General features: G+C 72.9%; 14 protein-coding genes. 2 read left to right on the top strand and 12 right to left on the bottom strand.

Annotation, left to right across the window (positions count from 1 at the left end; translation table 11 throughout):
• Positions 1-141: 141 nt before the first annotated feature.
• The 8 genes from ACFYR0_RS21680 to ACFYR0_RS21715 form a co-directional block, all read right to left on the bottom strand.
• Positions 142-555: a DUF3151 domain-containing protein gene (locus ACFYR0_RS21680; protein ID WP_389330285.1), complete on the bottom strand. Its 414-nt coding sequence runs from the start codon at positions 553-555 to the stop codon at positions 142-144.
• 753 nt (positions 556-1,308) lie between these two features.
• On the bottom strand, positions 1,309-2,775 hold the full coding sequence (locus ACFYR0_RS21685) for an MFS transporter (protein WP_389330287.1): 1,467 nt from the start codon (positions 2,773-2,775) through the stop codon (positions 1,309-1,311).
• A 194-nt stretch (positions 2,776-2,969) separates the two neighbouring features.
• The gene (gene fbaA, locus ACFYR0_RS21690) at positions 2,970-3,992 is read right to left on the bottom strand and encodes a class II fructose-bisphosphate aldolase (RefSeq protein ID WP_389330290.1); all 1,023 of its coding nucleotides are present in this window, start codon (positions 3,990-3,992) and stop codon (positions 2,970-2,972) included.
• Positions 3,993-4,153: 161 nt separating this feature from the next.
• A complete protein-coding gene (pyrE, locus tag ACFYR0_RS21695) occupies positions 4,154-4,702 on the bottom strand; it encodes an orotate phosphoribosyltransferase (protein WP_386386153.1) in 549 nt (182 codons plus the stop codon).
• Between the two features lie 10 nt (positions 4,703-4,712).
• Complete coding sequence (locus ACFYR0_RS21700; protein ID WP_389330293.1) at positions 4,713-5,501, bottom strand: aldose 1-epimerase; 789 nt, start codon at positions 5,499-5,501, stop codon at positions 4,713-4,715.
• 134 nt (positions 5,502-5,635) lie between these two features.
• Positions 5,636-6,454 (bottom strand): SRPBCC domain-containing protein, encoded by an 819-nt coding sequence (locus ACFYR0_RS21705; RefSeq protein ID WP_389330296.1) that lies wholly within the window; start codon positions 6,452-6,454, stop codon positions 5,636-5,638.
• Positions 6,455-6,768: 314 nt separating this feature from the next.
• A complete protein-coding gene (locus tag ACFYR0_RS21710; RefSeq protein ID WP_389330299.1) occupies positions 6,769-8,397 on the bottom strand; it encodes a polyamine aminopropyltransferase in 1,629 nt (542 codons plus the stop codon).
• Between the two features lie 160 nt (positions 8,398-8,557).
• Positions 8,558-9,079 carry a DUF2617 family protein gene (locus ACFYR0_RS21715; RefSeq protein ID WP_389330302.1) on the bottom strand — a complete coding sequence of 174 codons (522 nt, stop codon included), beginning with the start codon at positions 9,077-9,079 and terminating at the stop codon, positions 8,558-8,560.
• A gap of 799 nt (positions 9,080-9,878) precedes the next feature.
• Here ACFYR0_RS21715 and ACFYR0_RS21720 point away from each other — a divergent pair.
• Positions 9,879-11,099 (top strand): pyridoxal phosphate-dependent aminotransferase, encoded by a 1,221-nt coding sequence (locus ACFYR0_RS21720; protein ID WP_389330305.1) that lies wholly within the window; start codon positions 9,879-9,881, stop codon positions 11,097-11,099.
• 339 nt (positions 11,100-11,438) lie between these two features.
• Here the strand turns inward: ACFYR0_RS21720 and ACFYR0_RS21725 are convergent, their stop codons facing one another.
• Positions 11,439-11,969, bottom strand: a complete 531-nt coding sequence (locus ACFYR0_RS21725; protein WP_389330308.1) for a YbjN domain-containing protein — start codon at positions 11,967-11,969, stop codon at positions 11,439-11,441.
• 181 nt (positions 11,970-12,150) lie between these two features.
• Positions 12,151-14,748, bottom strand: coding sequence for an ATP-dependent chaperone ClpB (gene clpB, locus ACFYR0_RS21730; protein WP_389330311.1), 2,598 nt, complete (start codon positions 14,746-14,748; stop codon positions 12,151-12,153).
• Positions 14,749-14,879: 131 nt separating this feature from the next.
• On the opposite strand from clpB, the gene ACFYR0_RS21735 reads away from it, so the two are divergent.
• A complete protein-coding gene (locus ACFYR0_RS21735) occupies positions 14,880-15,320 on the top strand; it encodes a pyridoxamine 5'-phosphate oxidase family protein (RefSeq protein WP_389330314.1) in 441 nt (146 codons plus the stop codon).
• Positions 15,321-15,466: 146 nt separating this feature from the next.
• Here the strand turns inward: ACFYR0_RS21735 and ACFYR0_RS21740 are convergent, their stop codons facing one another.
• Entirely contained in the window at positions 15,467-15,805 is a 339-nt protein-coding gene (locus ACFYR0_RS21740) for a hypothetical protein (protein ID WP_389330317.1), read from the bottom strand.
• A gap of 1 nt (position 15,806) precedes the next feature.
• Positions 15,807-15,992: a hypothetical protein gene (locus ACFYR0_RS21745; RefSeq protein WP_389330320.1), complete on the bottom strand. Its 186-nt coding sequence runs from the start codon at positions 15,990-15,992 to the stop codon at positions 15,807-15,809.
• Positions 15,993-16,015 lie beyond the last annotated feature (23 nt).

Here is a 16,015-nt window from a genome sequence, read left to right on the forward strand (position 1 = left end):
GCTGTCTCCTGTTTGTACTCCGGGTAGCGGTCCGCCCCTGCCGATTCCGGCACGGGGGCCCCGGTCCCCACCGGCATCCTCCGCAATCCCACCCTTTTCGCGCAAGGCCCGCCCGAACATTCGGGCGGGCCCGCGGCAGGGCTAGCCCAGGGTCTGGGCCGCCGTCGGCGAGGAGTCCTTCAGGAACTGCGTGCAGCGCTCGTACTCCTCCTGCTCGCCGATCGCCCCCGCAGCGCGGGCGAGGCCGTGCAGGGCGCGCAGGAAGCCGCGATTCGGCTCGTGCTCCCAGGGGACCGGCCCGTGGCCCTTCCAGCCGTTGCGGCGCAGGGCGTCCAGGCCGCGGTGGTAGCCGGTGCGGGCGTAGGCGTACGACTCCACGACGCTGCCCCGCTCGTACGCCTCGTCCGCGAGGCGGGCCCAGGCGAGGGAGGACGTGGGGTACTTGGCGGCGACTTCCGCCGCGGGGGTGCCCGCGGCCAGCAGTTCCCGGGGCTCGGGGTCGTCGGGCAGCTGCGTCGGGGGCGGGCCGCCGAGGAGGTTCTCGTGAATCGTCATGACCTCCAGTCTGGTACATCCACGACGGTGAGCGCGCGCGTGGTGGGCGCAGCCGGGGTGTGCGAAGGCGTTTCGCGGCTCGTCGTCAGCGAGGTACCGCCCGGTGGGGGCTGAGGCGGGGGCGGTGCGCAGCTCGGCGTCAGCGACGTACCGCCCGGCGGTTGCTGAGGGCGGGGCGTTTCCCAGCTCGGCGTCAGCGACGTACCGCCCGATGGGGGCTGAGGGCGGGGCGGTGCGCAGCTCGGCGCGACGAGGTGCCGCCTCGCCCACCCGTGCCGCCCCTGGCGGCACGCATGCCCGCGGCGGCGGCGCGCGGCCCCAGGCGACGGGCGACGGGCGGCGGGAAGGCGCGTACGGCGGCAAGGGGACGGGGCGGGGGGTGTCCGCCCGCAGCGGCCGCCGTCGAACACCAGAACCCCCGTAAGTAACTGGTTCGGCGGACCGAGGACGGACACCCCCCCCCCCCGCCCCCCCCCCCCCCCCCACCCCCCGCGCGCCGCCCCCCCCCCCCCGCCCCGCGCCCGCCGGGGCCGGCCCCCCCCCCCCCCCCCCCCCCCCCCCCCCCCCGCCCCGGGCGGGGGGGGGGGGGCCCCCGGCCCCCCCCCCCCCCCCGCCCCGGCCCCGCACCACCCACCAACCGCAGGCGCGACGCCCACCCCCACCGGACGCGAGCAGGCCGCCGCAGGCACCGTCACGACAGCCGACCCCGCGACGCCACCCCCACCGATCACCAGCAGGCCGCCGCAGGCACCGTCACGACAACCGGCCCCGAGTCGGCTCGCCCTCCAGCGGCGGTGACGACACCGCGGCGAAGCGACGGCACTCGGGACGACGGCAGCCGGGATCCGGCCGCCGCACGGTCGCGAAGGCCACCACCGCCCCCACCACCAGCACCCCCGCGCACCACGGCATAGCCCGCCGGAACGCCGCGTCGAACGCCTCGGCCGAGCGATACGCCTCCGGCCCCATGTCCGCCAGCAACGGCAGCGCCGCCACCGCCACCAGCCCCGCCGCCCGCGCCGCCGCGTTGTTGATCCCACTGGCCAGCCCCGCCCGCGCCACGTCCACCGACGCCAGCACGGTCGCGGTCAGCGGCGCCACCAGCGCGACCATGCCCAGCCCCAGCACCAGCAGCGCGGGCAGCACGTCCGTCACATAGTCCGCGTCCTCCCCGACCCGCAGCATCAGCAGCATCCCCGCCGCACACAGCAACGGTCCTACCGTCAGCGGGATCCGGGGCCCGATCTTCTCCCCCAGCTCCCCTGCCCGCGCCGAGAACAGCAGCATCAGCACCGTCGTGGGCAGCAGCGCCGTCCCCGCCTCCAGCGCGCTGTACCCCGACACCACCTGGAGCTGGAGGACCGACAGGAAGAAGAACCCGCCGAACGCCGCGTACACACACAGTGTGACCACGTTGACCGCCGTGAACTGCCGCGAGGAGAAGATGTCCAGCGGCATCATCGGATCGGCCCGGCGCCGCTCGACGTACACGAACGCCACCCCGGCCGCGACGCCCCCGACCGCCGAGAGCACCACCGTCACGCCCCCGGCCTGCGCCTCGATCAGCGCGTACGTCACGAGCGCGAGCGCCGCCGCCCCCAGCAGGGCGCCCAGCACGTCGAAGCGCCCGTGCTTGCGGCCGTCGCCGGACTCGGGGACGTGCCGCAGGGCCACCGGCACGCACAGCAGGGCCAGCGGGACGTTCAGCAGGAACACCCACCGCCAGCCCGGCCCGTCCACCAGCCAGCCGCCCAGGAACGGCCCGACGGCCGCGCCGATGCCGCCGAACCCCGACCACAGACCGACCGCCCGGGCCCGGTCGTCGGGACGGAAGGACGCCTGGATCAGCGCGAGGGACCCGGGGGTGAGCAGCGCGCCGCCGACCCCCTGCAGAGCGCGGGCCACGATGAGCACCCCCGCGTCGGGCGCGAGCCCGCACAGCAGGGACGCCACGGCGAACCACACGACGCCGATCACGAAGATCTTCCGTCGGCCGTAGCGGTCGCCCAGGGAGCCGCCGAGCAGGATCAGCCCGGCCAGCGTGACCATGTACGCGTTGACGGTCCACTGGAGGACGGCGAGGTCGGCGTCCAGGTCGCGGCCGATGGCCGGCAGGGCGACGTTGACGACGGTCGAGTCCAGCAGCGCCATGCTGGAGCCGAGCACGGTGGTGAGCAGGATCCATCGGCCCTGCGACGAGGCCAGCCGGACATCGGGCATGGCTTCAGTAAACAGCGGCCCCGGAAGAACGAGCGACCGCTGGAAGAAAGGAGCGGCCACGACGGAAACCCGAAAGCCGAACGCCGAAAAGCCGCCCCCACCCCGCCCGGAAACGCCGACGAGCCCGGCACCCACCAAGGCACCGGGCTCACCGCACCACTCGAGCGAGGGCCTCACACAGAGACCCCGCCCCCTTACTTGATCTTCGTCCCGGAGGACCGCAGGTTCGCACAGGCCTGCACGACCCGCTCGGCCATGGACGCCTCGGCCAGCTTGCCCCAGGTCCGCGGGTCGTAGGTCTTCTTGTCGCCGACCTCGCCGTCGACCTTCAGGACGCCGTCGTAGTTCCGGAACATGTGCGCGGCGACGGGCCGGGTGAACGCGTACTGCGTGTCCGTGTCGATGTTCATCTTCACGACGCCGTTCTCCAGCGCGGTCGCGATCTCCTGCTCGGTGGAGCCGGAGCCGCCGTGGAAGACGAAGTCGAACGGGGCGGCCTTGCCGTACTTGGCGGCGACGCCGTCGTTCAGCTCCTTCAGCAGCTCGGGACGGAGGACGACGTTGCCCGGCTTGTAGACGCCGTGGACGTTGCCGAAGGACGCGGCGAGCAGGTAGCGGCCCTTCTCGCCCATGCCGAGGGCCTCGACGGTGCGGATGGCGTCGTCGACCGTGGTGTACAGCTCGTCGTTGATCTCGTGGGTGACGCCGTCCTCCTCGCCACCGGTGGGGGTGATCTCCACCTCGAGGATGATCTTCGCGGCGACGGCGCGCTCGAGCAGCTCCTGCGCGATGGACAGGTTGTCGGCGAGGGTCTCCGCGGAGCCGTCCCACATGTGGGACTGGAACAGCGGGTTGCGGCCGGCCTTGACGCGCTCCTCGGAGAGGGCGAGCAGCGGACGGACGTAGCCGTCGAGCTTGTCCTTCGGACAGTGGTCGGTGTGCAGGGCGACCGTGACCGGGTACTTCTCCGCGATGATGTGCGCGTACTCGGCGAGGGCCACCGCGCCGGTGACCATGTCCTTGCTGTACTGACCGCCCAGGAACTCGGCGCCGCCCGTCGAGATCTGGATGATGCCGTCGCTCTCCGCCTCGGCGAAGCCGCGCAGGGCCGCGTTCAGGGTCTGGCTGGAGGTGACGTTGATGGCCGGGTAGGCGAACTTGCCTGCCTTCGCCCGGTCGAGCATCTCGTTGTAGACCTCGGGGGTTGCGATGGGCATCTGTCCGCTCCTTGTATGTGCGGGTGGGCGTTGAGGGTGCTTACGGCCCTGACCTAGACCATGGGGTGGGGGCGACGTCATCGTCGGCCCACATCTTTCCAGACTCGGCCGCCAGGTCCAGGCGTGGTCCGAGGGGCGGTCGCTACTGGTCGGTAGCGTGATCAGTCCAGCCCGAGCTCGTCCTTGGAGAAGGCGAACAGGTACGGCACACCCGCCCCGGCCTGGATCTTCTCGGCGGCGCCGGTGGCCCGGTCGACGATCGTCGCCACGGCCACGACCTCCGCGCCGGCCTCGCGCACGGCCTCGACGGCGGTCAGCGGGGAGCCGCCGGTGGTGGAGGTGTCCTCGACGACGAGCACCCGGCGGCCCTTGATGTCCGGGCCCTCGACCCGGCGCTGGAGGCCGTGCGCCTTGGCGGCCTTGCGGACGACGAAGGCGTCCAGGCGGCGGCCGCGGGCGGCGGCGGCGTGCAGCATCGCGGCGGCGACCGGGTCGGCCCCCATGGTGAGCCCGCCGACCGCGTCGAAGTCGAGCTCGGCCGTGAGGTCCAGCAGCACCTGGCCGACCAGCGGGGCGGCCTCGCCGTCGAGGGTCACGCGGCGCAGGTCGACGTAGTAGTCGGCCTCCAGACCCGAGGAGAGCGTCACCTTGCCGTGCACCACGGCCTTGTCCTTGATCTGCGCCAGCAGTGCGCCACGAGCATCCGTCATGCCGACCAGCTTAGAGCCGCCGCCAGCTCCAGGTCGTCGTGGCCTCCAGCGGCTCCAGGGGCGTGACCAGGCGCGGGAGGGTGTTGAGCCCGTTGGGCGGGCCGGTCTGCGGCTCCACGCACACGGCCTCCTGCTGCTCGTCGTAGACGACCACCCACTTCTCGGGGCTGGTCACCTTCAGCTCCAGCAGCCCCGGCCAGGTGAGGGTGACGTCGACGCCGTCGGGCATGCCGAAACAGTCGTCCCAGGGGCCGGACTTGGGGTCGACGCGGTGGCCGGTGGGCAGGTGGTCGTCGCCGCGTTCCTCCTGCCAGGCGGCGTCGAAGGCGAGGTCGGCGTCGGTGCCGTTCAGGGTCCGGTTGAACCAGGGGTGCCAGCCGATCTGAGCCGGGAAGGAGGAGTCGTACGTCTCCACGGACATGGTGAGGGTCAGGGAGCCGGGCGCGAGGGCGACGGCCTGGGTGACGCGGCCGGTGTAGGGCCACGGGTCGGTGAGGTCGTGGGTGATGACGGCCTCGTCCGCCGTGACACGGGCGACGGACCAGGCGCCGTCCCGGGCGGTGCCGTGGATGGCGTGCGGCGGGGCGTTGAGCGGCAGGCGGTGCTCGACGCCGCCGTTGAGGAACCGGCCCTCGCGGGTGCGGCCGCACCAGGGGACCATCGGGAAGCAGCCGTAGCGCTCGCCCTGCCTCAGCAGTTGGACGCCGTCGACGCGCAGGCCGCTCACTCGGCCGCCGCCGGCGGGGGTCACCGTCACTTCCGCTTCGCCCGCGGTCAGCGTGATCTCGTCGTTACTCACGAGGTGACCCTACTTCGACGATCTCCCAGGTGGGTGACGGTGGCCGATTGTGGGCCCCCGGGGGCCGTATCGGACCGGTCCGCAGGTTCCGCAGAACCCCAGGGGCCCGGCGGGACCACGGCCCCGGACGGGCCCTAGAAGCGGCGTCGGTGGCGCAGCGCCCTGCCCGCCACGATCACGGTGGCCACCACCAGGGCCGCCGCGGGGGCGGCCCAGCGCAGGGTGGAGCCCTGGGCGATGGTCTGGGGCGCCGGGACCGGCGCGTAACGCCCGCGCGGCGGGGCGTGGTCGACCTCCTCCGCGCTGCGGCCGATCATCGTGCGGCGGGCGTGGGCGGCCTCGGCGGGCGGCCCGTCCGGGTCCTCGACGTCGTCGGCGAGCGGGTCCAGGGAGGACTCCGGGACCTCGGTCTCGAACACGGACGCGGACACCTCGGCCACGGACTCCGTGTCCTCGGCGCCCTCGGCGCCGCCCTCGGAAGGCTCCCCGGCCGCGGGCCCTTCCCCGGGCCCCTCCTCGGGCGCTTCCGCCGGCTCCCCGGCGTCGAGCTGCTCCACGAACCGGTTCAGCAGTCGCGTCACCGCCGTGGCGACCGCGTCGTCGGGGAGGCCGGCCGCGCGGCCGTCCACGGTGCCCGTGCCGCTGAAGGCGACGGCCGCGCCGTCCTCGGTGTCCCGCACGCTCAGGGTCAGGGCGAACTTCACCGCACCCGTGCCGCGGGACTCGACCGCCTCGCCCTCGGCGGCGTACGTGCCGTCCTCGCGCGCGGTCACGGAGGCCGTGCCGCGGTAGGTGATGGTGGTGCCGCCGATCCGGACCTTGAGGCGGCCCGCGACGGGCTCGGCGCCCGCCTCCTGCTGGAGCCCGGGGAGCGCCCGGGCCACCCGCGCGGGGTCGGCCAGGGCCGCCCGCACCCGCTCGCCGGAGACCGGCACACGCACCTCATGCTCCATGTCGGCCGAGCCTACCCAGCCGGGACCCGAAAACACCCTCCCCGACGGGGCCGGATCACTCGCTCGAGTCGCCCGGCGAGGGACGGCCCCGCGGCCGGTGCGTCCCTAGGACCCCAGGCCCTGTCGTCGAACTCCCGCCCGCCCCGCGACGCCATGCACGCTCCCCCACTTCGTGGGAGGTGCCCCCACTCGCCGCACCGGGCACCAGCCCGAGTACGTCCGGTACGAGGGCTTGCACCCGGCACTCCCCCGGAGCACGCACCTGACGCCGCGGGGCCGCCCTCCGGGCGACGACGGGAGTCCGACGACAGGATTCAGTACCTGGGATGGACGAGTGTGGACACCGGCGCGTCCGTGATCCGGGTCCGTTCCGCCGCCCGCGCGCCCTCGGCCAGCGCGGCGGGGCCGGGCGCGCCCGGGGTGCCGTCGGAGCCGAGGGCCGGCGGGCCGCCCGCGGCGGCGAGGACGAAGCCCCAGTCGTGCGGGGCGCGCGAGGCGCGGGCGGTGCGGTCGGGGCCCGCGGCGAACCCGGCGGCGCGGCCGTCGACACGGTAGGGCGAGGTGGCGAGTCCCGCGGCGCGCAGGGTCGCGTCGACCGTCCAGAAGGCGTCCGGCCGGGTGGCGACCGGGCCCGCGTGCACGACCAGCCGGCCGCCGTCCGCGAGGGCGCGGCGGGCCAGGCCGTAGAACTCCTGCGAGTACAGCTTGGTGCTGGCCGTGATGCCCGGGTCGGGCAGGTCCGAGACGATCACGTCGTACGCCGACGAGGGCGCCCCGCGCAGCCAGCCGAAGGCGTCGGCGGTGCTGACGTGGACACGCGGGTCGCCGTACACACGGCCGTTGAGGGCGGAGAGAGCCGGGTCGCGGCGGGCCAGGCGGACGACGGCCGCGTCGAGTTCGACGACGTCGACGCGGACGACGCCGGGGCGGCGCAGCACCTCGCGGGCGGCGAGGCCGTCGCCGCCGCCGAGGATCAGCACGCGCGCGTGCGGGCCGTTCATCGCGGGGTGGACGAGGGCCTCGTGGTAGCGGCGTTCGTCGCGGCCGCTGACCCGCAGCCGGCCGTCGAGGAAGAGGTCGAGGGGCCGGCCGTGGGTGCCGCCGGTGAGGACGACCTCCTGCACCCCGGACTTGAGCGCGACCCGCACGTCCCGGCCGTACACCGCCTGCCGCGCGGCCCGTTCGAAGTCGTCGACGAGGACGGCCGCGGTGGCGAGGACGCCGAGCACGGTGACGTTGATGACGATCAGCAGCCAGCGGGAGCGGCGGGTGAGGTCGCCGCGGAAGAGGCCGAGGACGAGGGCGCCGCCGACGACCACGTTCACCGCGCCGGTCAGCATGGCGCTGGTCAGCTGGCCGAGGAAGGGCAGCAGCAGGAACGGGAAGGCGAGGCCGCCGACGAGGGCGCCGACGTAGTCCGCGGCGAACAGGTCGGCGACGGCGCCGCCCGCGTCCTGGCGGCGGATGCGCTGTATCAGCTCCATCAGCAGGGGGACTTCGGCGCCGATGAGCAGGCCGGTGGCGAGGGAGAAGGCGACGAGCAGGGTGCGCGGGCCGGCCGCCCAGAGTCCTCCCCAGTTCCCGGTCCAGGCGAACATCGCGTACAGCGCCATCGCGCTGCATCCGCCGACGAGCGCCAGTATCGCCTCGATCAGGCAGAAGCCGACGGCCGCGCGCGGCCGCAGCCGTTTGGCGGCGAGCGAGCCGACGCCCATCGCGAAGACCATCACGGACAGCACCACGGAGGCCTGGGTGACCGAGTCGCCGATCAAGTACGAGGCGAAGGCGACGAGTTCCAGTTCGTAGACCAGAGCGCAGGCCGCGCAGACGAACACGCACGCGAGGACCAGGAAGCGCCCGGTGCCCTGCCGTACGGGCAGCGGGGCGGGGTGGCGCCAGGGAGGCGGGGCGCCGGGCGGCGCCGGTGCGTGCGGATCGATCACGACTGCGACGTTACGTCACACATCCGGCACGCTTGGTCACCCACACGTGTGGAACTGGGAGTTGGGCGTGCGAGGGACGTTTCGACACCGCGCGGGCACCCGGGCACGGCCTCACGCGCCGCGGCACACGACCGTGCGCCCGGCGCGCCGCCCGCCCGCGTCACGCGGCCGTGGCGGTTTCCCGTACGCCCACGCGGGTGCGGGTCGCCACCAACTGCCCGTCCTGCGGGTACGCGTGCCAGGTGCGCCACTGCACCTGGCCTTCGTGCCGCTGGGCCAGCAGGGCGGTGAAGGCGTGCGGGTTGCCAGGGAAGACGCCCGCGAGGCCGTTGGGGTGGTCGGAGACGAGGGCCAGCAGTTCGGAGGCCCGGCCGGCGAAGGAGCCCGGGGAGAGCACCTCGACGCGGGCGGCGAACTCGTACTCCCAGTGGCCGACGCGTTTGGCGACGCCGAGCGGCAGGGGGGTGCTGCTGCCGGGGATGCACGCCACCGTTTCGGAACAGGTGACCTGGTCCTCCTCCAGCAGCACCTGGTGAGAAGCTCCGAGGAGTCTCAACTGGAGCTTCGCCCCGGTCAGTTCGAGATCGAGGGTGGCCAGGGCGGGGAGCGGTTCGCGTCCGAGGGCCCAGGCGAGATCGGCCGCGCGCGTGTCGGTGTAGGAGGTCTTCAGGGTCGTGAGCATGGATCGGCTCCGCTAGCACGCAGAAGAAGGCGGTGTGTGGGTCCGGCGGCCCCGGTCGCACCGGGAGTTCGGCGTCACACCGGGAGTTCGGCCCCGTCAGCCCGGTCGGGGAGGGTCCTGGGGGACGTCCGGGGGCCGCTCAGGTGATTCAGAGGGAATCATGAACCGCGGCCCCGCCACAGCGTTTTTACCCAAGTTCGTGCGGTTTCCATCCCTCAGAGGGCCCCACAGCTCAACTGTTCAAGCAGGGCGTACGCCTGAACGGTTTGCCGCGCGCGCCCGGGCGGCCCGGAACGGCCGCTTCGGGAACCTGAGAAAACAGCGCCCGCCGGGGTCGTTCCCCCGGCGGGCGCTCGGCGCGGATGCGTTCCCCCGTTCGAAGCTCAGCTGCCCCGTGTCAGCTGCCTCCGCCGCATCCGCCGCCGCCCCCGCCGCACGACGAGCCCCCGCCCCCGCACGACGACGAGCTGCTGCACGACGAGGATCCGCCGCACGAGCTGCTGCCGGTCCCGCCGCCACCGGCCCACCACCCGCTGCTGTCGCCCCCGCTGCGGCGACGGCGCGTGGTCGTACGCCGGAGGTCGCTGCGGTGCCGGCTCTCGCTCACGGAGGCGACTATCCCCACCACGACGACGACCGCGACCACCGCCAGGATGATGCCGTAAATCATGGCGTCACCCTCCTTCCGATTCCCCCGAAGCGGCCCCCCGTGGGCGCCTCGTTCCTTGCGTGACTCGGGGATGCCCACCCCGTGTACGCGCCAAAGCGGAGTTGAGGAACTCCAGAGGTTCGGCGCAGGATGGCCGCCATGACCTCCACCGCGCGCCCGCTCCTCAACCGTCGGCTCGCCGAGTTCGGGACGACGATCTTCGCCGAGATGTCGGCCCTCGCCCTGCGCACCGGATCGATCAACCTCGGTCAGGGCTTCCCGGACACGGACGGCCCCGAGGAGGTCAGGGAGGCCGCCGTACGGGCGCTGCGCGACGGGCGCGGCAACCAGTACCCACCGGGCCCCGGCGTCCCCGAGCTGCGCACCGCGATCGCCGCGCACCAGCAGCGTCACTACGGCCTGTCCTACGACCCCGACACCGAGGTGCTGGTCACCGCCGGGGCCACCGAGGCGATCGCCGCGTCCCTGCTGGCGCTGCTCGAACCGGGCGACGAGGTCGTCGCCCTGGAGCCGTACTACGACTCCTACGCGGCCTGCATCGCGATGGCCGGCGGCACCCGCGTGCCGGTCACCCTGCGCCCGCACGGCGCCCGCGGCGGAGCCGCTGGGATGAACAGTTTCCGGCTGGACCTGGACGAGCTGCGCGCCGCGGTCACCGACCGCACCCGGCTGCTGCTGGTCAACACCCCGCACAACCCGACCGGCACGGTCCTCACCCGCGAGGAGCTGACCGCGATCGCCGAGCTGGCGGTGGAGCGGGACCTGCTGGTGGTCACGGACGAGGTGTACGAGCACCTGGTGTTCGACGACGCCGGCCATCTGCCGCTGGCGAGCCTGCCGGGGATGCGGGAGCGGACGGTGACCATCGGGTCGAGCGGGAAGACGTTCTCGTTCACGGGGTGGAAGGTGGGCTGGGTGACCGCCGCGCCCGCCCTGGTCACGGCCGTACGGTCGGCGAAGCAGTTCCTGACGTACGTGTCCGCCGGCCCGTTCCAGTACGCGGTGGCGGAGGCGCTGGCGCTGCCCGACAGCTATTTCGCCGCCTTCCGCGAGGACATGCGGGCCAAGCGGGATCTGCTAGCGGCGGGGCTGGCGGACGCCGGGTTCGAGGTGTTCCGCACCGCGGGCACCTACTTCATCACCACCGACATCCGGCCCCTGGGCGAGAGCGACGGCTTCGCCTTCTGCCGCTCGCTGCCGGAGCGGGCGGGCGTGGTGGCCATCCCCAACGCGGTCTTCTACGACCACCGCGAGGCGGGCGCCCCCTTCGTACGGTTCGCCTTCTGCAAGAGGCGCGAGGTGCTGGCGGAGGCGGCGGCCCGGCTGAAGGGGCTGGCGGTACGGGGCTGAGGGCAGCCGCGACCGGAGCTGCCCGGGTGCCCGGTGTTTCCGGTGCCCGCGCCCGCGCCCGCACCCGCGCCCGCGCCCGGAAAAGTTGCCCACAGGCTGTGTACAGGCTGTGTACGGGCGCCGGGCCCGCAGCGACCGGTCCCGGCCCCGGCACGGCGAGAGCCCGGCCCCGGCACGCCACCGTGAGGTGGTCCGTGCCCTGGCCGGGCTCTCGTACGGATACAGCGGTACCGGGTCCTGGTGGCGTACCCGCCACCGGGACCGGCGTGACCGCGCACGCCCTTGCGGGCGGGCCGAGGCGGCCGGGCCGCGCTCGGGGAAGCGGACCGGCTCCGGGGGCTACTCGCCCTCGCCGTCCTCCGGCTTCTCCGCGCCGTCGACTTCCTGCTCGAGGCCGAGCTGCTCGACCAGCCAGCGGTCGAACTCGATGGCCGCGCGCACCCAGCTCACCGTCGAGGACACGAAGTGCTCCAGGCTCACGCCCGTGCCGATCAGCATCTGCGCCTCGCCGATCAGACGGACCGCGCCGTCGTCGTGCGTGTGCGTGTAGACCTTCGGCCACAGGGTGCGCCGGTTCCAGTCGTCGATCGACTCCAGGAGCTGCGGCTTCTCCCCGATCTCGTGCGGGCGGTCGTAGAACGTCCGCACCGAGAAGACCTGCTGCTCCCCCTCGCCGCGGAACATGAAGTACGTACGGAACGTCTCCCACGGCGCCGCGAGGTCGCCCTCTTCGTCGATGACGTACTTCAGCTCCATCTGGTCCAGGAGCTGCTTCACAAGGTCCTGATCCGGGACGACGGGGCCCGCCGGTCCTTGGGACGGCTGGGGCTGGCCCCCGAAGTTCGGAATCGAGGACGGGTCGATGCTCACCGTGAATTTCCCTTCGTACGGATTCCGTCATCCTCTCCCATGCGGGGAGGGGCGTGGCAACCCCCGACTACCCCTGTCAGCCCTCGGCGGACACGATCCGGCCGATCGCAGCACAGCGCGGCCCGCCCCCGGGTGGGGGGCTGGCCGCGCGATGCCGGACGGTCACTCTCCGTTCACTTCCTCAGAGGGACTTCCCGTTCGCCGGGCCGACGATCAGACCCTCGCCGAAGGTGTCGACGCGGACCGTGTCGCCGTCCTTGATCTCGCCCGCCAGGATCTCCCGGGCGAGGCGGTCGCCGATGGCGCTCTGCACGAGGCGGCGCAGCGGCCGGGCGCCGTAGGCCGGGTCGTTGCCCTCGTCGGCGAGCCAGGCCAGGGCCTCGGGGGTGATCTCCAGCGTCAGCCTGCGCTCGGCCAGCCGGCGGGCCAGCCGGTCGATCTGGAGCCGGGCGATCCGGCCCAGCTCGTCCTTCGACAGGGCGGAGAAGACCACCAGGTCGTCCAGGCGGTTGAGGAACTCCGGCTTGAAGGAGGCCCGCACCACCTCCAGGACCTGCTGCTTCTTCTCCTCCTCGGAGGTCATCGGCTCGACCAGGTACTGGCTGCCCAGGTTCGAGGTGAGGACCAGGATGGTGTTGCGGAAGTCGACCGTGCGGCCCTGGCCGTCGGTGAGGCGGCCGTCGTCGAGGACCTGGAGCAGGACGTCGAAGACCTCCGGGTGCGCCTTCTCCACCTCGTCCAGCAGGACGACGCTGTACGGGCGGCGCCGGACGGCCTCGGTGAGCTGGCCGCCCTCCTCGTAGCCGACGTAGCCGGGGGGCGCGCCGACCAGGCGGGCGACGGAGTGCTTCTCGCCGTACTCGGACATGTCGATGCGGACCATGGCCCGCTCGTCGTCGAACAGGAAGTCCGCGAGCGCCTTGGCCAGCTCCGTCTTGCCGACGCCGGTCGGGCCGAGGAAGAGGAAGGAGCCGGTGGGCCGGTCCGGGTCGGCGATGCCGGCCCGCGAGCGCCGTACGGCGTCGGAGACCGCGCGCACGGCCTCGGTCTGGCCGATCAGCCGACGGCCCAGCTCCTCCTCCATGCGCAGCAGCTTCTGGGTCTCGCCCTCCAGCAGGCGGCCGGCCGGGATGCCGGTCCAGGAGGCGACCACGTCGGCGATGTCGTCGGAGCCGACCTCCTCCTTGACCATGGTGTCCTTCGCCGCCTCCTCCTCGGCCTCCGAGGCGGCCTCCAGGTCGCGCTCCAGCGTCGGGATCTCGCCGTAGAGCAGCTTGGAGGCGGTGTCGAAGTCGCCGTCGCGCTGGGCGCGTTCGGCCTGGCCGCGCAGGCCGTCGAGCTTCTCCTTCAGCTCGCCGACCCGGTTGAGGGACTGCTTCTCCTTCTCCCAGCGGGCGTTGAGCCCGCGCAGCTCCTCCTCCTTGTCGGCGAGGTCGCGGCGCAGCTTCTCCAGCCGCTCGCGGGAGGCGGCGTCGGTCTCCTTGCCGAGGGCGAGTTCCTCCATCCTCAACCGGTCGACGGCGCGCTGGAGTTCGTCGATCTCGACCGGGGAGGAGTCGATCTCCATGCGGAGCCGGGAGGCGGCCTCGTCGACCAGGTCGATGGCCTTGTCGGGCAGGAAGCGGGAGGTGATGTAGCGGTCGGAGAGCGTGGCGGCGGCGACCAGGGCCGCGTCGGCGATCTGGACCTTGTGGTGGGCCTCGTAGCGGCCCTTGAGCCCGCGCAGGATCGCGATGGTGTCCTCGACGCTCGGCTCGGCGACCAGCACCTGCTGGAAGCGCCGCTCCAGCGCCGGGTCCTTCTCGATGCGCTCGCGGTACTCGTCCAGCGTGGTCGCGCCGACCATGCGCAGCTCGCCGCGGGCCAGCATCGGCTTCAGCATGTTGCCCGCGTCCATGGCGGAGTCACCGCCGGCGCCCGCGCCGACGACGGTGTGCAGCTCGTCGATGAAGGTGATGATCCGCCCCTCGCTCGCCTTGATCTCGGCGAGGACGGTCTTCAGGCGCTCCTCGAACTCACCGCGGTACTTCGCGCCCGCGACCATCGCGCCGAGGTCCAGCGCGACGAGCCGCTTGTTCTTCAGCGACTCGGGCACGTCGCCCTTGACGATCCGCTGGGCGAGTCCCTCGACGACGGCGGTCTTGCCGACACCGGGCTCGCCGATCAGGACGGGGTTGTTCTTGGTGCGCCGGGACAGCACCTGCACGACCCGTCGGATCTCCTGGTCCCGCCCGATGACCGGGTCGAGCTTGCCCTCGCGGGCGGCCGCGGTGAAGTCGGTGCCGAACTTCTCCAGCGCCTTGTAGGAGCCCTCGGGGTCGGCGCTGGTGACGCGCCGCCCGCCGCGGGCCTTGCGGAAGGCCTCCAGCAGCTTCTTCGCACCGGCGCCCTGAGCGGTGAGCACGTCGGCGGCGGCACCGCCCTTGGCGGCGACACCGATGAGCAGGTGCTCGGTGGACAGGTACTCGTCACCGAGGTCCCTGGCCCGGGACTGCGCGTCGGCGATGACGGCCAGCAGTTCCCGGTTGGGCTGCGGGGGCGCGACGGTGGACCCGGTCACGCTGGGCAGCGAGCCGAGCACCTTCTCCGCTCCGGCCCGCACGGCGGCCTGGTCGGCGTCGACGGCCGCGAGCAGGTCGGTGATGTTCTCGTTGTCCTGTCCCTGGAGCAGAGCCAGGAGCAGGTGGACAGGGGTGAGGTCCGGGTTCCCCTCGGTCACGGCGCGGTTGCTTGCCGCGTTGATCGCGTCCCGGCTCCGGTTGGTCAGCTCGGCGTCCACGTTCGCCTTCTCCTCCTTGCGTCAGCCGTCAGTGCCACGTCTCCCAGTGCTGACTCAGGTAACGTACACAAAGTTGAGTCTATTCCACTCAAGAGTGAGCGGGGGCCGTTCCCTGGGGTTAGGTTCCCGGCATGACGACGAAGAGCCCGCGCGCACCCCGGGGGACGCACTCGCAGGACCTGGCCGTTCCTGACCCCGAGTACCTCGCCTTCTGGCGGGAACGCCATCTCTCCACCTTGACAACCCTGCGCCCGGACGGCACCCCGCACGTCGTACCGGTCGGGGTGACCTACGACCCCGGGGCGCGGCTCGCCCGCGTGATCACCGACGGCGCCAGCAGCAAGGCGAGGAACGTGCTGGCAGCGGGCCCGCAGGGCGCTCCGGTCGCGGTGTGCCAGGTGGACGGCAGGCGCTGGGCGACACTGGAGGGGCGGGCGTTCGTGCACGACGACCCGGAGCGGGTGGCCGAGGCGGTACGGCGCTACGCCGAGCGCTACGAGCGGACGCCGTCCTCGAACCCCACTCGGGTCGTGATCGAGATCGAGCTGACCCGGGCGCTCGGGAGGGGCTGATTCCAGCCACGGCGAGGCCTCGGCGCATGTCGCCGCAAGTCCGCGTAAATCACGTGAAACTGCAGCGGCGTCACCGTGTTCAGGTCACGGTGACGCCGCTGCGGGGGGAAGCGCCTGAGGCGATCTGTTACGACGGGGGAATCGCGTCAGGCACTGCGGGGGGTGGCCGAGATGGTTCGTGGTTCGGGGGCGGTCTTGGGGTCCGCCAGCCGGTGGTCCCGCTGGTCCAGGTTCACAAAGATCATTCCGTAGCGGATGGCACACCGCACGGGCTGCGGCGCCCCTCGGGGACGACGCAGGCACCGGTACGCCCGTACGTCGCCGTCCTCGTCCCGGGTGACGACCACCGGTTCTCCGAAGACGGTCACCATCAGGGAGTCACCGTTGTGGGGGAGAGCGGTGACCAGGTCGATGAAGTGCCAGCCGGAGCGGTAGGCGGTCGCCATCTCGCGGCGGAAGGAGCGGTCGTCCGGTGGAGTTGTCATGTCAGCCCCACGAGCTGTCGTCGGCGCCGGTGGACACATCGCCACTTCTCACCACAGCGGGCCCCACCGCCCAGGAACTGTCCGCCCGCTCGCCACCCTTCGTACCGGAGAAGCCGCCCAGAGTACCGAGAGCCACAACGGCGGAGAAGGCGGCGACCAGCACCGAGCGAAGCATTCTCTTACGCATAGTCGGCTTCGTCCTCACTTGAA

The organism is Streptomyces sp. NPDC005017, assembly GCF_042873115.1.
Classification (GTDB): domain Bacteria; phylum Actinomycetota; class Actinomycetes; order Streptomycetales; family Streptomycetaceae; genus Streptomyces.